Raw genomic sequence first — 20,649 nt, 5'->3', positions numbered from 1 at the left:
ATCGTTTTCTACGCGGCATTTTATTGAAATTAAGTTAATTAAATTATAAAAAAATATAGCAAGCATGGTGGCAGATGCAATAAAAAGGGTCAGAGTGATTTTTAAAATCACTCTGACCCTTTTTATTTGGGCGATAAGGTCGTTACAGCGGGTTAGCAGCATGCTAAACTTTTGCGGTTATTTAGGCCTCATCTCACCGGGCTATATTTTTTCAAGGAAAGACAATGTCTGAAGCAGCAACGCTGGCCACTGGCAGCGTTAAAGGTATCGTTTTAGCCGGCGGTTCGGGTACCCGCTTGTATCCCATTACCCGTGGCGTGTCGAAGCAACTTTTACCTGTGTATGATAAGCCGATGATTTATTATCCAATATCGGTGTTAATGCTGGCCGGTATCCGGGATATTCTGATCATAACTACCGCTGAAGATCAGGCGAGCTTTCAGCGTTTACTCGGTGACGGTAACGATTTAGGGATAAATTTTCAGTATTGTATTCAACCCAAACCGGATGGTCTGGCGCAGGCGTTTATTTTAGCAAAGATTTTTTAGCTGGCAGTGCCGCGTGTCTGGTGTTGGGTGACAATATATTCTTTGGTCATGGCTTGCCTGAAATGTTAGCTAGTGCCGCCACGGCTGCGGCTGACAAAGCGACAGTATTTGGTTATCGGGTAAGTGATCCTGAGCGCTATGGTGTAGCAGAATTTAATGCCGCAGGCGATGTGGTGTCTATTGAAGAAAAACCGGCTAAACCCAAAAGTAATTTTGCCGTCACCGGCCTTTATTTTTATCCGCCGGATGTCGTCGCTAAAGCCTGCCAGGTAAAGCCGTCAACCAGGGGCGAGTTAGAAATTACCAGCCTTAACCAGATGTATCTGGCAGAGCAACGTCTGAAAGTAGAGCTTATGGGCCGCGGCTTTGCCTGGCTTGATACCGGCACGCACGAAAGTCTGCTGGAAGCTTCTGCTTATATTGAAACGATTGAGAAACGACAGGGTTTAAAAATCGCCTGTCTGGAAGAAATCGCTTTTGAAATGGACTACATCAATAAACAGCAATTGTTGGCGCTGGCAGCACCGTTAGCAAAAAACCAGTACGGCCAGTATTTAATTCAACGTGCAGAAGATACCCAGTTAATATGATTATTGAAGCTCAGTCACTGTCGGGCTTGCTGTTGCTAAAGCCTGAATTAATTGGTGACGAACGCGGCTATTTTGCTGAAACCTACCGGCATGATGCGCTGACCGAGGCCAGTGGCATTGCTTTTAATTTCGTCCAGGATAACGAATCACGTTCCCGTTATGGCGTGTTAAGGGGCTTACATTATCAAAAGCCGCCTTATGCGCAAACTAAACTGGTTAGGGTTACCGAAGGGCGAGTGCTCGACGTCGCGGTAGATATACGCCAGGGTAGCCCTTCGTTCGGGCAGACTTTCAGCGTTGAACTTAGCAGTGATAATAAATATCAGTTGCTGGTTCCGCGCGGTTTTGCCCATGGTTTTGTGGTGCTATCAGAGTTTGCCACGTTGTGCTATCGGGTCGATAATTATTATGCCCCCAGCCATGATGCAGGTCTGGCTTTTAATGATCCGGCACTTGCTATTGATTGGCAGCTACCAGCGGCAGATATTATTTTATCGGCCAAAGATCAGCGTCAGCCTGGCTTGGCGCAACTGCAGTCAGGTTTTGCAGTTGGCAACAACTTATATCAACAAGCACCAACGTTATGAAAAAGATTAAACTGATGTTGCTTGGCGCTGGCGGTCAGCTTGGCCAGTGCATTCAGGCTGAAGTAGGCCAGTTTGCTGCGCTTGAACTTGTCAGCTTTAGCCACCAGCAACTGGATGTTACTAAGCTGGCTGCGCTGCAGCAGGTCATGACAGAGGTGCAACCTGCTATCGTGATCAATTGTGTCGCTTATACAGCAGTAGATAACGCTGAAACAGACCCTGGTAATGCTTATTTACTGAATTGTGACGTGGTGGCCGATATTGCCACGCTGTGTCTGCAGCAAGATGCCGGGCTTATTCATATCAGCACCGACTACGTCTTTAATGGCCAACATTACCGCCCTTATCAGGAAAGCGATCTGGCCGCGCCAGTGGGGCAATATGGTGCCAGTAAACTGGCAGGCGAACAGGCGCTGCTGCAGGCCGGGGTGGCAGGGGTCATTTTACGTACCAGCTGGCTGTATTCAGAGTTTGGCAACAATTTTGTAAAAACGATGCTAAAGCTGGCCCGTTCACGGTCTCAGCTTGGTGTAGTGGCGGATCAAATTGCCAGCCCGACGTATGGCCGCGATCTTGCTCAAGCCATTTTAACCCTGGCAAACCAGGCTGATTTTTGTCAGCGCTTTACGCCAGCTAAAGTGTATCACTATGCCAATCAGGGGGTTGCCAGTTGGTTTGATTTTGCCAAAGCCATTTTCGAGTTCAGCAACCAGCCCTGCCAGGTGCAGGCTATCACAACTGAAGCCTATCCGACGCCAGCCCGGCGGCCGGCTTACAGTGTGTTAAACACCGCAGCAATTCGTCAGGATTTGCAACTTCCTATTCCGTACTGGCGCGACAGCCTGCGGCGCTGTCTTACTGAGTTAGCAACAGAGTTATGATGAAAAAAACCATTTTAATTACCGGCGGTGCCGGCTTTATTGGCTCAGCACTCATCCGTTATTTGCTGGCCGAAACACCTCACAGCGTTATTAACGTCGACAAACTAACTTATGCCGGTAATTTACAGTCGCTGGCTGAAGTCGCTGACCATCCCCGTTATCATTTTGCCCAGGTGGATATTTGCGACCGGCCGGCGCTGGATATCTTGTTTTACCAATACCAGCCCGACTGGATTATGCATCTGGCCGCAGAGAGCCATGTTGACCGGTCAATAGACGGACCAGCAGCATTTATCCAAACCAATATCGTGGGTACTTATACGCTGTTGGAAAGTGCCCGACATTATCTGGCGGGGCTAAAGCCGGCGCTACAGCGGGCATTTCGCTTTCATCATATCTCTACCGATGAAGTGTTTGGCGATTTAGAGGGCAGTACAGATTTATTTACCGAAAACACGCCCTATGCGCCCAGCAGCCCATATTCTGCCAGTAAAGCCAGTTCAGACCACTTGGTCCGGGCCTGGCACCGTACTTATGGTTTGCCGGTGGTCATTACCAATTGTTCCAATAACTACGGGCCTTACCATTTTCCGGAAAAGCTTATTCCGCTGGTTATCAGTAATGCGCTGGCGGGTAAAGCCTTGCCGGTTTACGGTAAAGGTGAGCAAATTCGTGACTGGCTGTATGTTGAAGACCACGCCCGGGCATTGTATCAGGTGGTTTCTGGGGGCACAGTGGGTGAAACCTACAATATTGGTGGGCATAACGAAGTTAAAAATATCAGTGTCGTAGAGCAAATCTGCGACTTGCTGGATGAGCTGGCACCAGCAGCGTTTTGCCAGCTGAGCGAATTTAGCAGTTACCGTCAGCAAATCCGCTTCGTTACCGACCGGCCGGGGCATGATCAGCGTTATGCCATCGATGCCAGCAAAATACAACGTGAGCTGCAATGGCAGCCGCAGGAAACCTTTGCCAGTGGTTTACGCAAAACAGTACTGTGGTATCTGAATAATCGGCAATGGTGGCAGCCACTTGTTGATAGTGTTACTGCAAAGGCGCCGGCAAAGGGCCACCAGTGACAGCCGCCGCTAATAAAGTGCTGGTTAGTGGCGCATCCGGTTTTATTGGCCTGGCATTGTGCCAGCAGCTGCTTCAGGCCGGTTATGCAGTAAAAGCACTTGGCCGCAATTTAGCTGCTCTGCAAAACTTAGCACAACGCTACCCGCAACAACTTGAGTGCGTGAATCAAGACTTGGTCGCTGCCGCGCCCACCCCGGAATTATTTAATAATGTTGATTTTGTTGTGCATCTGGCCGCTTACGCCTCGGCCGCCGGTATCTCAGCCGCTGCATTAAAAGCGCTGAATGTCGATGCCAGTGTTGCTTTGGCGCAGCAAGCCCAGCAAGCCGGGGTAAAACGTTTTATCTTTTTAAGCAGCGCTCAGGTTGTCGCAATAAAGGGGGCAATAAAGGGGTCAGAGTCATTTAATCCGCAGGATAGTTATGCGTTAAGCAAACTGGCTGCAGAGCAGGCATTGCAGGCGCTGTGCCAGCAGGGAGCCTGCAGTATGCAACTGGTTATCATCCGGCCGCCATTAGTGTACGGGCCAGGTGTCAAAGGCAATTTTGCCCGGCTGCAACAGGCCGTGGCTAGTGGCCGTTGGTTGCCGCTGGGTGGATTAAAGCATAATAAACGCAGCTATCTGGCACTTTTGAACCTGACCGACTTTATTCAGTTATGTATTACTCATCCACAAGCGGCTGACCAGCCATGGCAGCTCTCTGATAACGCTGATATTTCAACCCGCGAGTTAATCAGTAATATGGCCCGCGCTCAGGGTAAGCCAGCGCGGCTGTTGCCCGTACCGCTTTGGTTGCTCGGCACAATTGGCAAGCTTACCGGCCACAGTGGCGCCGTTTCGCGCCTGACAAGCGCCATGCAGCTGGATATCAGTGCTACCCAACAGCAACTTGGCTGGCAACCGGTAATAACAATGAAGCAGCAGTTGGCATTAATGTGTCAGTCAGCTGCGGTCGAATAAACTACCAATTGCTGCTAAAAACAGCGATTATGGCAACAAACCGACTTATTGGTAGCACCCTGGTGCGGGCCTATGATAAATTATTGCTAATTTCCGCTTATACCGTTTAGATGGACTTAACCATGCAATTAAGTGTGCACTCTTTTATGCAACTGACACTACCTAAACCGGCCGTGCTACTGGCAGGTTTTTTTGTTTCAGCAACGTTTCTCTCTGGCTGTGCCACCACATCGTCCGCACCTGCGTCTTACTCGTCATATGCCAAAGCACCGCAATTTATCGCAGCAGAAATGGCCAGTCAGCTGGTTCAGGCCCGGGCCGGTCAGCAACTCACTTTCAGTAATAGTCCGTGGGGACAGCAGGTAACTGCACAAGTTGTCAGTCGTTACTTTTCCGCTGCCGGCCGTGAGTGCCTGCAGCTTCAGTTGACTAGTAACAGCGCCGACAGCGCTGTTATATGTCGCTATAATGAGCAGCAATGGGCTGTAAACCGTGAACTTACCGTTGCTAACCTGCCGCAGGAATAAATATAACCATGAAATTTTGTCGTCTAACGTTCAGCCGCTGGGTGATCACTCTGGCTGCATGCAGTATTGCATTGCCGGCTGCAAGCCAGAGTTTTGGGGATTTACCCGCAGCGCAGCAGGCTCAGGCACTACAAGCCCAATCACAACAAACAGACTCTCAGCAAATTCAGCTGCAACAGTTACAAAATGGCCAGATTAACCGACTGCCACCTCCACTGAGTGAGCAACCCAGTCAAACCAGCTGGCAGCAGGGTACCTATGGACCACTTGGACCAGATGGCAATCAGCTTGAGGATGAGATTCAACCCTTTGGCGCAGAGTTATTCAGCGGTGGCTTTCGCGGGGTTCGGGCTGACGGCTTAAACCCGCAATACCAGATTTTGCCAGGCGATCAGATTACCTTGCGGGTATGGGGTGCAATAGACATCGACCGTATCTTACCGGTTGACGCTCAGGGCAATATCTTTATCCCTACCATTGGCCCGGTAAAAGTGATGGGGGCCAGTCATAGCCAGTTAGACGGTATCGTCCGCAATGCAGTGCGTCGGGTGTATTCTGATAACGTTAGTGTTTACACTAACTTGCAGGGTGTGCAGCCGGTAGCGGTGTTTGTCACAGGTTTTGTTAATAAGCCGGGGCGCTATGCCGGGGTTCCCAGCGATTCAATCCTGTATTTTATTGATCAAGCCTCGGGCGTTGATAACCAATTAGGCAGTTACCGCAATATCCGATTAATCCGTAACGGCGAAACGCTGGCGGTGATGGATTTGTATCAGTTTTTATTACATGGTGAGCTTGCTCACGACCAATTGCAAAGTGGCGACACCATTTTGATAGAAGAACGGGGCCCGGTTGTTACGGTTCACGGTGATGTTGGCCGGCCGTACCATTATGAATTAAATCAAACTGAACAGCAGCAGTATCTGGCAGGTGAAGTGTTAACCGAACTGGCGCAGCTCAATGCTGGTGTCTCCCACGCCCTGATCCGCGGCATGCGCGACAGTGGGCCGATAGCCCGCTATCTGCCATTGTCAGAATTTAATCAGGCCAGGGTAGCCAACGGTGATGAGGTAATGTTTTTTGCTGATCATCAGCAAAATAGCATCGTCGTGCAATTGGAAGGCGAATATCTTGGACCTTCCCATTTTGTGTTGCCCAAAGATGCCATGTTGCATGAACTGTTAAATATTGTGGCGATTGAGCCTGAACTTACCGATTTTCAGAATATTTCATTGCGCAGGCTCAGTGTCGCTGAACGGCAAAAACAGGCATTAGATGAAAGTCTGCGCCGACTGGAAACCACCTATTTAGGCGCACCATCGGCTACTGCCGAAGAGTCGGCAATTCGCGCCCGCGAAGCCGAGCTTATCAGTGAGTTTGTCGCTCAGGCGCGGGAAATTCAGCCCAACGGCCGCATGGTGCTGGCACATAACGATAACATTGTCGACTTGCGGTTGCAGGACGGTGATATTATTACTATTCCATCCCGTTCCGATGCCATTCTGGTTAGTGGCGAGGTGTATATTCCGCAGGCCGTAGTTTATGTGCCGGGCCGCAAAGCCATGGATTATATTGAAGGTGCCGGTGGTTTCAGCCAGCACGCTGATGAAGACAGAGTATTAGTGGTGCGCCAGAATGGCGAAGTGCGGAACGCCAGCGATGTTACGCTGCGCCCGGGTGATGAAATATTAGTGTTACCCGCCGTGACGACTAAGAACCTGCAGTTAGCTGCCAGCATTACCCAGATTTTATATCAGGTAGCAATTGCCGCCAAAGTGGTATTGGACCTGTAAAAATGCAATTACGCTCACCCTGGCAGGTATCTATTCACGTCTGGCATGCATTGTTTATGCGTGAAACGACGGCCAGAATAAGTGGTGACCGGTTTGGCTGGACCTGGCTGCTAGTCGAACCTATTGCTCATCTGATTATTTTAATTAGTGTCCGCCAACTCATGGGCCGGCTGAATCTGACCTCCGGTGCAGAATTTATCCCCTGGCTTATTATCGGCATCATGGCATTCTTATTGTTTCGCAATGCCATGAATCGCAGCATGAATGCGATTGCCGCTAACCGTGGTTTATTTGCCTACCGCCAGGTGCATCCGTTCGATACTGTGCTTATTAGGGCAGTGCTCGAAGGGGTATTAAAATCAATAGTGTTGGTGCTAATGGTTTTGGGTGCTTCGTTTTTGGGGCATGATATTTTGCCGCATGACGCTATTATGGTTGGCTGGGTATGGCTTAATATATGGCTGCTCGGTCTGGGCTTTGGTTTGTTATTCGCAGTAGCGATTACGCTGGTGCAAGAGCTCGCCAAAATAATCGGCATGATCACCTTTCCATTGTATTTTTTATCTGCAGTTATTCTTCCTGTTCAGTTAACGCCTCATTACATACGAGAGTATTTGCTTTACAACCCGGTGTTACATGGCGTTGAAGCTTTGCGGCTGGCTTTTTTTGAGCACTATCGCACTGTAGATGGTATTAGCTTGCTATACCTGCAATTTTGGACTGCATCGATACTGTTGCTTAGTTTAATGCTGCATATTCGCTTAAAAACACGGCTGATGGCGCAATGATTGAAGTTAAAAATCTTTATAAACGTTACCACGGTCCCTTCGGCGGTGACTGGGTATTAAAAGATGTTAACTTTCATATTCCGCGAGGAGTCAGTGTCGGTCTGGTTGGCCGCAACGGTGCCGGCAAGTCCACATTACTGCGGTTGCTAGGTGGTATGGATGCCCCCGATAAAGGCCAAATCATTCAGAACTGTAAAGTATCCTGGCCTATCGGCTTAGGCGGCGGTTTTCAAAGCACCATGACCGGGCGACAGAATGTAAAGTTTGTGGCCCGCATTCACGGCGGTGACGACAAAATTCCGGAAATTATTGAATTCGTGCAAGATTTTGCTGAAATAGGCCGGGCGTTCGATCAGCCGGTAAAAACCTACTCCAGTGGTATGCGCAGCCGGCTGGCATTCGGGCTGTCGCTGGCATTTGACTTTGATGTTTACTTATCAGACGAAGCCACTTCAGTAGGTGATGCCAGTTTTAAAGAAAAAGCAAAAAAAGCCTTCAGAGATCGGGTTGGCCGTTCCAGCCTGATCATGGTGTCGCACAGTACCGGCATCCTCAGAGAGATGTGTGAATCGGGTATCTGGCTACACAAAGGCCAGGCTATCTGGTATGACAAACTAACAGACGCGATTAACGATTATCATCAAAGCATAGGTAAGAAAGAATAATGAATAGGGTGCTACGCGCTAAAAAATTTGCCAGGTCTCAGCCACATTGGGCATTAAGTTTTGTGGTTATCGTGTTAGCGGTATTGTATTGGGGCGTTATGGCCTCCGACCGCTATGTGTCACAAACCCATATCGTATTACAAAGTCCGGAAATCAGTCCGATAGGCTTTAATGTCTCGTCGTTGTTGGCTGGCACCAGCGGTTCCGGTGATTTGCTTCTGTTAAAAGATCATTTGCAATCTGTTGATATGCTGCAAAAGTTACAGCGAAAGCTGGATATTCGCAGTCACTATGCTAATGGCGATATCGACTACTGGTCTCGTTTAAGTAGTTCCGATGTCGAGCTTGAAAAACTGTATGACTATATTCAAAACCGAATCGAAATTCATTTTGATGAATATGCCAGTGTGCTGCGGATTAAAGTGCAGGCGTATAGCCCTGATATGGCCCACGCTATTGCCCAGACCTTGTTAAGTGAAGGCGAGCAGCATATGAACGATATGGGGCAGCGCTTAGCGGCGGAACAAGTTGCTTTTATCGAAGAGCAGGTGGCAACCCTGGAAAAGCGCTTGTATTCAATCCGCGAAGAACTGATTACCTTTCAGAACGAACAGGGCATGGTATCGCCGACCGGTACGGTGCAAAGTTTCTTTGCCATCGTCTCACAGCTTCAGGGCCAATTGTCTGTTTTAGAAGCCCGAAAAAGTTCTGCCGCCAGCTTTCAAAGCCCCACGTCACCTGAGATCATCCGCCTTAACAGTGAAATTAACGCCTTGCGCCAGCAAATTGACACAGAAAAGCAAAAAATGGCCACTGCCAGTGGTAATTCGTTGAACCGGATTTCGGCCCAGTACCAAACCCTGGAACTGAAAGCCCAGTTTGCGCTCGAGCTTTATTCCAATGCCTTATTAACCCTGGAAAATACCCGGGTTGAAGCCGCCCGTAAACTTAAGCAGGTATCAATACTACAACAACCAACTGTTCCGGAATTCTCAACTGAGCCCAAGCGTTGGTATAATATCGTTATCGTTATTTTCTTCGCTATTTTTCTGGCCGCTATTGCTCATTTAACCCGCGCCATTATCCGGGATCACCGGGATTAACTATGGCAGGTGATCAAGGCTTGCTGTTCTGCCCACCGCTGAACGGCAAAGAACCGGTGATGTTGGTAAGTAACACCGCACCGGAACGTTTTCGGCTGCAGCCTTTGTTGTCTGCCCAGGATGCCACGACAGCGCAGTTTATTCAGTGCTGGCAGCAAGCTGCGGTATCACGGTACAACCGTTATCCGGATGCTGATACTATACCGCCGGCTTATGTGCTGCTGGTGCTGCAAACCAACATGCCCAAAGCAGTTGTCAGCCAGATGTTTGTTAAAGCCCGGCACCTGGCGCAGCAAAGTGATGCGGTGGTGCTGGTGTGTCATGATCAGCATGCCAGCTGTCAGCTAGCCGCAGCATATTGCAACAATAGCCTGGTACAGTTATGCCCACCTCAGGTTCACCATGCAAAATTACTGGCTAATGCTGCTGCCGTTATTACTGCTAACAGCTGGTTGGGCTTTGAGGCGCTGTTGTGGCGCAAAGCCGTTTATAGTTTTCTACCGTCATTTTATCTGGATGGCACCCATTATTGTGGCTCGCCATCTGAAGCGGAGCCGACTGCAGCCGATGACAGTGTGTTGGGTAAATTAGTGTGGCAGATATTTTCCGACGCTAAGGTAGACAGTGCACTTACAGATGGCAGGTTAACGAAAATAAGCCATGACGCTCAGCTTGAGCCTGGCAGTGGTTTTATTACAAGTATGCAGGCTATTCAGTGGCTTTCATGGCAACGCCAGCAGCGCCAGCGCTTTGCACCCGAGCTGTATGCCATTGGCTTTAACCGGATTTGGCGGCCCGTGGTCAAACAATTTATCCAGGGTAGTAAGTTACACTTCGTAAAACGAGCAAAGCAGGTGCCAACGAATAGCCATGCGGTTAGCTGGGGCTTTAAACCGTTAGCGGGTCTGGCAGAGTCGGTAAGCCTTACCCGCTTAGAAGATGGCTTTTTACGCTCAGTGGGTCTGGGTGCCCAGTTTGTTAAACCGCTATCCTGGGTGGCCGATAGCTGCGGATTGTATTTTGACGCAACCGCACCTTCAGATTTAGAAAACTTGCTTGCTCAGCATCCGTTCAGCCAGCCTTTGTTAGAACAAGCCGCTGAACTGATCAGCCAGCTGCAAAGCAGCGGTATCAGTAAGTACAATACCGGCATTGCCAACTGGCAACGGCCGGTCACGGCTAAAAAAGTAATTTTAGTGCCGGGCCAGGTTGAAACCGACGCGTCTATCGCTCGCGGTGCGCCCGGCATAAAGCAGAATATGGCGCTGCTACAGGCCGTGCGCCAGGCCAATCCTGACGCCTGGCTGATATATAAACCACACCCTGACGTCTTAGCCGGCGCCCGGGCCCGGGGCGAGAACGAGCAGCAGGCATTGGACTATTGCGACCAGCAGGTAACCGACTGTAGCATAGTCGCAATGTTTGACCAGATTGATGAGGTACATGTGTTGACCTCGCTGGCCGGCTTTGAAGCCTTGATCCGCGGGGTAAAAGTAACTTGTTACGGTATGCCGTTTTATGCCGGCTGGGGTTTAACCACAGATAAGTACCAATGTCAGCGCCGTGGCCGGCAATTGACATTACAACAATTAGTGGCGGCGACATTGCTGTTATATCCACTTTATATTTGCCGCCACACCGGCTATTACACTAATGCACTGGCTACCCTGGCAGATTTGCAGCAGTGGCGCCAGCAGAAACCTACATTCAGCAGTAAACTTTGGCAATGGCTAAGGTGGGGACTAAATAATTTTGTTAAACCAAAATAATGTAACAGGTCGCCAGCAGCTACGGCGAGCCAAACAGGCCCCAGCGACGTATTGCCGTAGTCGGAACTCTGGCTGAAACCATGTTAGGGTTCAGAGCTGATCTGTTAAAAACCATGGTAGCGGCAGGTCATCAGGTATATGCCTTTGCCACCGATTATGACGAGCAAAGCCGGGCGGCCGTGCAAGCGCTGGGCGTAACGCCGGTATGTTATAAATTAAGCCGTTTTAGTTTAAACCCGCTGGCCGATTTAAAAACCTGTTGGCAGCTGTATAAATTGTTTAAACAGTATCAAATTAACCTTACTTTTTGTTACTTTGCCAAGCCGGTTATCTATGGCAGTTTAGCAGCCTGGCTGGCACGGGTGCCATTGCGGGTAGCTAAAATAGAAGGTTTGGGCCGGGCTTTTACCGTGCCTGCTGCGGGGCTAACCGTTAAAGCTAAAATTGTGCGCAGATTGCAAGTCGCGTTATATCAGCTTAGTTTACCCACTACTCATTGTGTGTTTTTGCTAAACCAGGACGATAAAACCGATTTAATTGACCATTACCGGATCAAGCTTAACCAGTTGTGCGTGTTAAAAGGTATTGGTGTCGAGTTAAATAAATTTCCGGTTATACCGGTTTCTGCGACCCCGGTAAGGTTTATCTTTGTTGGCAGGTTATTAAACGAAAAAGGCATTCGCTATTACCTGGCGGCCGCTGAGCAGCTTAAAAAACGCTACCCCGAAGTGGAATTTGTGGTGTTAGGCCAGCCAGACGCGGGGGCCGATGCGCTATCCTCTGCTGAGTTGGATTACTATGTACGGCAAAATATTGTTTGTTATCCGGGCAAAGTCAGTAATGTTGTGCCATTTTTGGCGCAAAGCAGTGTGTTTGTGCTGCCGTCATACTACCGGGAAGGGGTGCCACGCAGTACCCAGGAAGCGATGGCCATTGGCCGCGCTATCATCACTACCGATGCCCCTGGTTGCCGGGAAACGGTAGAGCAAGGCAGGAATGGTATTTTAGTGCCGGTGCACGACCAGGCCGCGCTGGAGCAAGCCATGTTATATTTTATTCAACAGCCGCAGCAAATTTGTATCATGGGCCAGCAAAGCAGGTTGCTGGCAGAACAACATTTCGACGTGCATAAAACCAACGCCAGAATTATGAAACTGCTTCAGTTACAGTAATAAGCAATGTCACAACTACCTCACAGAAGTGTCGTAACGTATCCAGCCCATTTCCCTGGCATTTTCGGCTGCCAGTTTAGCGGCTAAACTGCTACAATCTGCGGTTTATTAACAAGTACAATTTCAGGTTTACCCAAATAAGGATATAAAAGTGAAAGTTACTAAAGCTGTTATTCCGGTTGCCGGCTTAGGCACCCGCATGTTGCCTGCCACTAAGGCTATTCCAAAGGAAATGCTGCCGGTGGTCGATAAGCCGCTTATCCAATATGTGGTGCAGGAATGTATTGCCGCCGGAATAAAAGAAATTGTGCTGGTAACGCACTCCTCAAAAAACAGCATTGAAAACCATTTTGACAAGAGTTTTGAGCTGGAATCGATGCTGGAAAAGCGGGTAAAACGCCAGTTGCTGGACGAAGTGCAGAATATTTGCCCGAAAGACGTCACTATAATGCATGTGCGCCAGGGCGAAGCAAAAGGCCTCGGCCACGCCGTGTTGTGCGCGCGGCCATTAATTGGCGATGTGCCTTTTGCCGTGGTGCTGCCTGATGTGTTAATTGATGGCTATGACAGTAACCTGAAAAAAGACAACCTGGCCCAGATGAACAGCTTGTTTTCTGAATCGGGTATCAGCCAGGTAATGGTAGAGCCGGTGCCGCTGGAAAACGTCAGCAGCTACGGTGTAGCCGATGTCGAAGGGCATAAAATGGCCGCCGGTGAGTCGGTACAAATGACCGCTATTGTTGAAAAGCCGCCGGTAGAAGAAGCCCCGTCTAATTTAGCCGTAGTTGGCCGCTATGTATTTGGCCCGGAAATCTGGGAAGCACTGGAATATACTCCGCTGGGTGCTGGAGATGAAGTGCAGCTGACCGATGCCATCGCTATAATGATGCGCAGCAAGCAGCAGGTTAATGCCTACCATATTAAAGGCCGCAGCCACGATTGTGGTAATAAACTGGGTTATATGAAAGCCTTTGTCGAGTTTGGCCTGCGCGATAAAAATTTAGGTGCAGATTTTAAAACAGAACTTAAGCAATTAATCGCTAAATATTAATGCTGGTAAATAAATTACCGGCAACGTGGTACCAATAAAAATTAATCAAAAAAAGAGAGTGTCCGATGCAGCTTTTAGCAGGTATTCATCAAAGTGATTTATGGCAACAGCTGATAACAAATTGCCAGCTGCCAATAATTAGTAATTTTAATGATGAGTTAAGCGCTGAGTATCCAGCTGCCCTGCTGCAAAGTTGTATTAGCCTGGAAGAGTTACAATTACTGTTGCAACGACAGGCTAAACAGGCAGCAGAGCAAAACCCGGCGCAAGTTGCCCTATGCTTTGATGCGCCGGAAATGGTTATTGGTCGTTCATTACAGCAGGGCAACAGCATCAAAGAGGCTGTTGCCAGCTGGCAACAACAAACCACGGTGCTGCTGCAAGTGCAACAGCAATACCGGCGCCAACTGCAGCTACTGCAAACGGATGCGCTGCTGCAAAACCCGGCTGCCGCGCCAGACTGGCTAGCTACGGCGCAGCAGTCAGCAGCAGAACCACAGGCAGCCGCACAGCAAATAGCAGAGCCATTCGTTGCGTCAAGTCCAGATATTTATGTATTGCTGGCTGCCCAGGCGCTGCGTCAGGATAACCAGGCTTACCAGTTATGGCAGCGGCTTATTGCCTGTAGCCTGCCGTTAACTGAACAAACCAGTTTGGTTTTAGATTTGCAGAATCTGCAACAGCAGCTAACTAATAACTCCAAAGAAGATGCCCTGCAAAGCCAGCTTAATGCCAGTAACGAAGAGCGTGATTTATTATTGCAGCAACTACTGCATGTGCAGGAAGAGTTAGAACAACTGTTTCAGAAAAAACAAAACGTAAAGCAGCAGTACAGTCAGCTTGAGCAGGATTATCGTAATGAGATGGCGACTCTGACAGCCCAATTGCAGAATGGCGAGCAAACGGTTGAGAAAACAGCAGAGCAGCTGCATAAATTTCAGGATGAACTTACCCGGATAACCGAAGCGCATAACCAAACTCAGCAGCAGCTAAGCGCCAGTAATGATGAGCGTGGTCTTTTACTGCAGCAGTTACTAGATGTTCAGGAAGAGCTGGAAAAGCTATTTTTGCAAGAACAAGCATTAAAACGTAAGCACGACACGTTAGAGCAAGGTTATCGCACTGAGGTAACCAGCTTGAATGAAAAGCTGCAACAAGCCGAGCAAGCAATAGCAAAAAGGGATAAACAACTTAATGCTCTTCAGCAAGAGTCGACACAGCTGGCAACGGAAAAACAAGCGCTCGAAAAGCAGAACATTAAAATAGAGCAAGACTTCCGTAAAGAAATCGCCAGTCAGAATGAAAAACTGCAACGCCTGGATTCTGAGCATGCGTCGTTGCAGCAACAACATACTACTATTAAAAAGGAGCATGCGACGTTGCAACGACAACATGCTGATACTGAATCTTCGCTGGCCGTCAGCAATAGTGAGCGCGACTTGTTCCAGCGGTTGCTGCTTAATGTACAGGACGAGATGGAGCAATTTCATCAGAAAAATCTGCAGCTTCAAGCCAATCTGGATAAGGCCACGAACGCTTACCAGGCAGAGCACAAGCAAACTATTACGTTACAAAAGCAGAATGAACGTAGTCAAAGTAAACTGGAGCAGCAGTTAAAAGTAGCGGTAGCAGAAGCTGCCCGGGCCAGGCAACAGGCTGCGGCCTTCAGTAACGAATTGGCTGCGATTAAAGGTTCAACCCTCTGGAAAAGCGGTGCGCCGGTAAGAAAGTTAGCCAGTGTCCTAAGTAAAAGTGAGCGTGAACGTCAGCGTATGCAGCAAGATGCGGCGTTAATATACACCTCTGAATACTTCGATGTTGAGTGGTATTTGCAAAGTTACCCCGATGTTGCCGAGTCGGGCATCAACCCGGCAGAACACTACTTGCGTTTTGGCGCGAAAGAGGGTCGCTACCCCGGTCCCTTATTCGATGGTAACTGGTATCAGCAGCGCTATGCTGATGTCGCCGAAGCGGGTCTTAATCCATTATTACACTTTATAAAGTTTGGTTGTGCCGAAGGCCGCACAGCGTCACCTATTTTGCTGGCAAATAAACAGCAGTCAACTGCTAAGGCTACCGCCAATAAAAGCGCAAAAAAAAATAATAAGGGATCTAAAGTATGAGTGTAGAGACTCTGGTTTGGTTAGGCTGTGGTGAGTCTGTAAGTCAGGCGGCGTTGTCTGCGAAGCGGATTATTTTGGTCGAGGCGCGAAAAAGCGCTGTTGATAAACTAAACCAGCGGTTTGGCCCAAGTAATAATGTGCAGTTACAACAAGCCTGTATCGCTGCTACAGCAACTAATAGTGATTTTTTCCACTACAGTGTGCCAGAGTTCTCAGCATTAAGTCAGCTTAGTGGTCTGAAACAGTTGTTTCCCGGCATCAGGCTTGAACGAATAGAACAGGTAAGTACGACAGCCATAGATGACTATATAGTCAGTCTGGGCCTTGAAGACAGCAAGCAACATAAACTGGTAATCGATATTATCGACCAGGGGTTAACTTTGCTAGAAGTGCTGACCAGCAGTCAGCTACTAAACAAATTCAGTCAACTGGAAATACAAAGTAGTACCCAGCCGTTGTATCAGGGCGCAGTTGATGTCAGTGCCATTTGCAGTTTTTTAGCGTGGCAAGGCTACGATTTAATTAGTCAGGACAATACCGACCCGGATCTGCCCCGTCTTTGTTTTAAGTTGAATGTGTTATGGCAGCCATTACAGGATGCCCGGCATAACGCACAGCAATTAACAGATAAGAATTTACAGCTGGAAAAAGCAAAACAACAAGCTGTTGAAAAAGTTTCACAGGTACAGCAGCAAATTGCTGAGCAAAAACTCCAATATGAACAAAAACATGCCGAAATTAGTAAACAATTAACTAACAGCGTTTCCGAAAATGAAACGTTGCAACAGCAGTTTAGCACTGCTAAAGTGACGGCCGAAAAAACGCAGGCTGAACTAAACGGCCGTATTACAGGCATGGATGCTGAGCTTAAAAAAGCCCGTCAACAGCTGGCAACAGCTGAACAGCAATTATCCTCTGTTACAGAACAAGTAAAAAAACTAGAGCAGGCCAAGACCTTGCTGCAACAACAGCTAGGGCAAGCTGAGCAAGCTGCTCAGCTTGATAAAATGCTGGATGAGAAGATCCAAAAGCTTGCTGAAATTCAGGCGCAAGATTTAAACAAAGCGGTTGGTAATTTAAAAAACCACGTTAATACCGGCTTAGGTAATGCAGCCAAGCAACTTGAAGCCTTTATGGGAATTCAAAGCTATCTGGAAAAAGGCATTAAGCCGTTAAGCTTCCATGGCTGGCCAATAAGTCCGGACATTGGCCTGTATATAGCAGGTTTAATTGATGCCAATAATTACGATGTCATTATCGAGTTTGGCAGTGGTACTTCAACGGTATTAATGGCCAAAGCGCTAATTGCTAAACATCGCAGCAGAGCGCAGAAGTTGCAACATGAAGGCGAAGTAAGTGCCCGCACAGATATCGCAGTCATTGAAGGAGACATTTCAGCTTTGCCAGCACGGATAGTAACGTTTGAGCATAATAGTAAATACCATGCGCAAACCTTAAAGGCGTTGCAGGACAATGGCGTAGATAATTTGGTGGATTTAGTACATGCGCCGCTGGTCGATTACCAACACAAGGACGGAACCCAGTATTTGTATTACAGTTGTGCTGACAAGCTGGCAGAACTTGCCAGGGTGTTTAAAGACCGCAAAGCGAATATTATGGTACTGGTAGATGGCCCACCGGGTGCAACAAATAAAAATGCAAGGTTCCCGGCAATGCCGCATTTATTAAACGAATTATCGCAACACACTTTTACTGTAATTATGGATGATTACAACAGGGCTGAAGAGAAGGAAATTGTTGAGCTTTGGAAAAAAATAGCAATAGATAGGTGCTTAAATCCTGAAGTGGAAGTAATTCCAAGTGAAAAGGGTTTAGCTGTATTGGCTTTACAATAGGTGATTGAATAGTAAGATGAGTTATTTTGAACGGGCACGGAAGTTCTTCATTGAGGGCAACTATAGAGAGGCTTTGAAGCTTTATAGAAAAGCTGGTGAGACTTTTGGAGAAAAAATAGTAGCTTTCAATATTAAACAATGTCTGGATAAACTCGAAGGCCAACCCGAGTTTGTGCCTTCTATTGATGTTATCACTAAATTATTAATATCTAATGCTGAGGCTAAAGAAGCGCCTGAAGCCATTCAAAGTTATCTCGATTTTTATAATAGACTTAAGAAAACGAAGTCTGCCGAGTTAGAAGTTAAAAAAGTAAATCCAATTCCATCAGACTGGCCTGACGATTTGGTTTTAGCACCTTTACCAGAGTCTACAAATGACTATTCTTGGTATGGTGGTAAAAATCGAGCCGGTAAGCTTAACTCTGGCGAAATTGGTCTTAGTATAATAGTGCCAACTTTTAACCGTTCTAATATTCTTGATATGACACTAGCTTGTCTTGTCAATCAGCGTACTAGCTATAAGTTTGAAGTTATCGTTGCCGATGATGGAAGTAAAGAAGACTTAACTCCCGTTATCCGTAAATATGAATCGATGTTAGATATTAAATTCGTCAGGCAAAAAGACTATGGTTATCAGCTTTGTGCCGTAAGAAATTTAGGCTTAAGAACTGCTAAATATGATTATGTGTCTATATTAGACTGTGATATGGCTCCCGGTACTATTTGGGTGCAAAGTTATGTCGATGAACTACGTAACAACGATAATGTTGCTTTAGTGGGCCCACGTAAATATGTCGATACTTCTATGCTGTCTGCTAGCGAAATTTTTGCTGATGCTAACCTTATAAGTTCATTGCCAGAGGTCTTAACTACAGAGACAGTTGGGCGCTCAAGCACTGGTGAAAAGTCGGTAGACTGGCGCTTAGAACATTTTAAAAACACAGATAATCTGCGTTTATGTGATGCGCCATTTCGTTTCTTTAGTGGTGGTAATGTAGCTTTTGCCAAAAAGTGGCTGGATATTGCAGGTTGGTTTGACGAAGAATTTACTCATTGGGGTGGTGAAGACAATGAGTTTGGATATCGCCTTTACAGAGCTGGTTGTTTTTTTAAGTCAATTGACGGCGGTATGGCCTATCACCAGGAACCTCCAGGAAAAGAAAACGAGACAGATCGCGCTGCTGGTAAAGCAGTGACAATTAAAATTGTGCAGCAAAAGGTACCGTACTTTTACAGGAAGTTAGAACCAATTGAAACTGCAACTATTAAAAAAGTGCCGTTGGTATCTATTTATATACCTGCATACAACTGTACAGAGTATATAGAACGTTGCGTTAACAGCGCACTGAACCAGACCGTTACAGATCTAGAAGTATGTATTTGTGACGATGGCTCTACCGATGGAACGTTAGCATTGTTACAAGAGTTGTATACCAACCATCCCAGGGTTCGTTTTATGACACAAACCAACGGTGGTATTGGTAAGGCTTCAAACTCAGCGGTAAGAATGTGCCGGGGTTTTACATAGGCCAACTGGATTCAGATGATTATCTTGAGCCAGACGCGGTTGAGGTATGTTTAAAAGAGTTTTTTGCCGACAGAAAATTGGCTTGTGTATACACTACTAACCGAAATGTTAATCCTGATGGTTCGCTTATCGCTAATGGCTATAACTGGCCAGAGTATTCGCGTGAAAAGCTAACAACAGCAATGATATGTCATCACTTTAGAATGTTTACTGTAAGAGCATGGAATTTAACTACTGGTTTTGATGAGAAAATAACTAACGCAGTTGACTATGACATGTACTTAAAATTAAGCGAAGTTGGTCCGTTCAAGCACATTAATAAAATATGCTACAACAGAGTCCTCCATGGTGAAAACACGTCTATAAAAAAGCTTGGATTACAAAAAGAAAATCACTTTAAAGTTGTTAATTTATCATTCGAAAGACAGATGATCAAAAGCCACAAATACGAAAGCTTAAGTAATAACGACGATGCATGTCGCAAGTACGTAATAAAGGAAGTGACCAAATGATATTTTTACATTATGTATCTGGAGGTTGTACTTTCATAGAAGCTATCTTTGAAGATAATGATCTCAAAACTTCTAAACGACTCGAAGGTGTAGGTGTCGAAATATCTAATAGAAATCCTCTGGTGTTTTTTAACAAAGAGTATTCTGATATTCACCCCGACATTATTGGTTTAGTTTGCTTGGCAATATTCTATCCTTTCATAGGTAGTGATGTGACTTTTCCACAACCAATTACACCTAAGCTTGCAGAGTCAATTAACAGAGATATTTTTTTAAAACATAAAAAACTTAATATAAGAAATGTATCTCAAGATTTAATACCTTATCTGGGAGAGCAAGGCGAAGTACTTGCATTTGGCGGTGGTATGGATAGTTCTGCAATCAGAGCGTTATTTCCAGAGGCGTTTGTTGTCCATGAGGCTTCAATAAAAAATGGTATTTTAGTTGCAGATGATGCAAACGAGTTAACTGCTAGCCTAGAGTCTAAGGGCCGAGGTTCATTAGTTGAGACTAATTCACGGTTTATCTCAAATCCCGGAGGTTGGCACGTCTGGATTGGTTCAATCGTTACTGCCTTACTAGAAGCTGGTAAAAGAAGAGCTAAATATATATATGCGGGGACTATTCTGGGCTCTGCGTTTATGTCGAATGGTGCAAAGTATTTTGATCGTCATGCAAGTTCTAAGTGGCATGGGCCCTCAGGTAATTATTGGCAGCAACTATTTTGGGATATAGGTTTGCCTTTAGTGCAGCCACTTATGGGTTGTTCAGAAATACTGACAATGCAAGCTAGTTTAAAGTATTTGAATAAAAATGAAATATCCTATTGCACCGCTGATAACGGAAAAGCATGTGGAGTGTGTCCAAAATGTTTCAGAAGAAGCTGCATAGAAAACTATGTAACTGGGGAGCAGATAGATTTCAGTAGATTTGATAATAATGCTGTAAATCTAATTCTGAATAAAAACCTCTTTATTTTGGACACATATACTCAGCACTTATTTCATCTGGATGGAAGGCCCCAGGTTTTGTTGGAGATAGACTGGCATTTTTACCTAAAGACAATTCTTTCAGTTTAGGGTTTAATCCTGAAAGTATAGATTTTTCACCTCCAG

17 protein-coding genes and 1 pseudogene are annotated in these 20,649 nt (G+C 46.8%); all 18 read left to right on the top strand.

Translation table 11 applies throughout. From position 1 onward, the window contains the following. Window positions 1-224: 224 nt before the first annotated feature. The 18 genes and pseudogenes from rfbA to KG631_RS12300 all read left to right on the top strand — a co-directional run bounded on the left by rfbA (window position 225) and on the right by KG631_RS12300 (window position 20,613). Window positions 225-1,138 (top strand): annotated as a pseudogene (gene rfbA, locus KG631_RS12385) (glucose-1-phosphate thymidylyltransferase RfbA). Further along, window positions 1,135-1,725 carry a dTDP-4-dehydrorhamnose 3,5-epimerase gene (gene rfbC / locus KG631_RS12380; RefSeq protein ID WP_214000018.1) on the top strand — a complete coding sequence of 197 codons (591 nt, stop codon included), beginning with the start codon at window positions 1,135-1,137 and terminating at the stop codon, window positions 1,723-1,725. Before rfbA ends, rfbC begins: the two are co-directional and overlap by 4 nt. After that, on the top strand, window positions 1,722-2,606 hold the full coding sequence (rfbD, locus tag KG631_RS12375; RefSeq protein WP_214000017.1) for a dTDP-4-dehydrorhamnose reductase: 885 nt from the start codon (window positions 1,722-1,724) through the stop codon (window positions 2,604-2,606). Before rfbC ends, rfbD begins: the two co-directional genes overlap by 4 nt. Next, window positions 2,606-3,685 carry a dTDP-glucose 4,6-dehydratase gene (gene rfbB, locus KG631_RS12370; protein ID WP_214000383.1) on the top strand — a complete coding sequence of 360 codons (1,080 nt, stop codon included), beginning with the start codon at window positions 2,606-2,608 and terminating at the stop codon, window positions 3,683-3,685. The genes rfbD and rfbB overlap by 1 nt, the downstream gene beginning before the upstream one ends. Next, complete coding sequence (locus tag KG631_RS12365; protein WP_214000016.1) at window positions 3,682-4,647, top strand: SDR family NAD(P)-dependent oxidoreductase; 966 nt, start codon at window positions 3,682-3,684, stop codon at window positions 4,645-4,647. Before rfbB ends, KG631_RS12365 begins: the two co-directional genes overlap by 4 nt. 122 nt (window positions 4,648-4,769) lie before the next feature. Next, window positions 4,770-5,174 (top strand): DVU3141 family protein, encoded by a 405-nt coding sequence (locus KG631_RS12360; protein ID WP_214000015.1) that lies wholly within the window; start codon window positions 4,770-4,772, stop codon window positions 5,172-5,174. 8 nt (window positions 5,175-5,182) lie between these two features. Then, on the top strand, window positions 5,183-6,967 hold the full coding sequence (locus tag KG631_RS12355) for a polysaccharide biosynthesis/export family protein (RefSeq protein ID WP_214000014.1): 1,785 nt from the start codon (window positions 5,183-5,185) through the stop codon (window positions 6,965-6,967). A gap of 2 nt (window positions 6,968-6,969) precedes the next feature. Further along, complete coding sequence (locus KG631_RS12350) at window positions 6,970-7,755, top strand: ABC transporter permease (protein ID WP_214000013.1); 786 nt, start codon at window positions 6,970-6,972, stop codon at window positions 7,753-7,755. Further along, window positions 7,752-8,420 (top strand): ABC transporter ATP-binding protein, encoded by a 669-nt coding sequence (locus tag KG631_RS12345; protein ID WP_214000012.1) that lies wholly within the window; start codon window positions 7,752-7,754, stop codon window positions 8,418-8,420. Before KG631_RS12350 ends, KG631_RS12345 begins: the two co-directional genes overlap by 4 nt. Beyond that, window positions 8,420-9,523, top strand: coding sequence for a chain-length determining protein (locus KG631_RS12340; protein WP_214000011.1), 1,104 nt, complete (start codon window positions 8,420-8,422; stop codon window positions 9,521-9,523). The genes KG631_RS12345 and KG631_RS12340 overlap by 1 nt, the downstream gene beginning before the upstream one ends. Window positions 9,524-9,525: 2 nt before the next feature. Continuing rightward, entirely contained in the window at window positions 9,526-11,292 is a 1,767-nt protein-coding gene (locus tag KG631_RS12335) for a capsular polysaccharide biosynthesis protein (protein ID WP_214000010.1), read from the top strand. Between the two features lie 50 nt (window positions 11,293-11,342). Continuing rightward, on the top strand, window positions 11,343-12,464 hold the full coding sequence (locus tag KG631_RS12330; RefSeq protein ID WP_365869132.1) for a glycosyltransferase family 4 protein: 1,122 nt from the start codon (window positions 11,343-11,345) through the stop codon (window positions 12,462-12,464). Window positions 12,465-12,615: 151 nt separating this feature from the next. Continuing rightward, on the top strand, window positions 12,616-13,515 hold the full coding sequence (gene galU, locus KG631_RS12325) for a UTP--glucose-1-phosphate uridylyltransferase GalU (protein ID WP_214000008.1): 900 nt from the start codon (window positions 12,616-12,618) through the stop codon (window positions 13,513-13,515). Between the two features lie 65 nt (window positions 13,516-13,580). Next, entirely contained in the window at window positions 13,581-15,638 is a 2,058-nt protein-coding gene (locus KG631_RS12320; protein WP_214000007.1) for a hypothetical protein, read from the top strand. Further along, window positions 15,635-17,494: a hypothetical protein gene (locus KG631_RS12315; protein WP_214000006.1), complete on the top strand. Its 1,860-nt coding sequence runs from the start codon at window positions 15,635-15,637 to the stop codon at window positions 17,492-17,494. The genes KG631_RS12320 and KG631_RS12315 overlap by 4 nt, the downstream gene beginning before the upstream one ends. A 16-nt stretch (window positions 17,495-17,510) precedes the next feature. Continuing rightward, the gene (locus KG631_RS12310) at window positions 17,511-19,022 is read left to right on the top strand and encodes a glycosyltransferase (RefSeq protein ID WP_214000005.1); all 1,512 of its coding nucleotides are present in this window, start codon (window positions 17,511-17,513) and stop codon (window positions 19,020-19,022) included. Then, on the top strand, window positions 19,004-19,534 hold the full coding sequence (locus tag KG631_RS12305; RefSeq protein ID WP_214000004.1) for a hypothetical protein: 531 nt from the start codon (window positions 19,004-19,006) through the stop codon (window positions 19,532-19,534). Before KG631_RS12310 ends, KG631_RS12305 begins: the two co-directional genes overlap by 19 nt. Then, window positions 19,531-20,613, top strand: a complete 1,083-nt coding sequence (locus tag KG631_RS12300) for a DUF6395 domain-containing protein (RefSeq protein ID WP_214000003.1) — start codon at window positions 19,531-19,533, stop codon at window positions 20,611-20,613. The genes KG631_RS12305 and KG631_RS12300 overlap by 4 nt, the downstream gene beginning before the upstream one ends. Window positions 20,614-20,649 lie beyond the last annotated feature (36 nt).

Origin of the sequence: Arsukibacterium sp. (assembly GCF_018402695.1) — a bacterium.
In the GTDB taxonomy this organism is placed as follows: domain Bacteria; phylum Pseudomonadota; class Gammaproteobacteria; order Enterobacterales; family Alteromonadaceae; genus Alishewanella.
This window is presented reverse-complemented; position numbering and strand designations above follow the sequence as displayed.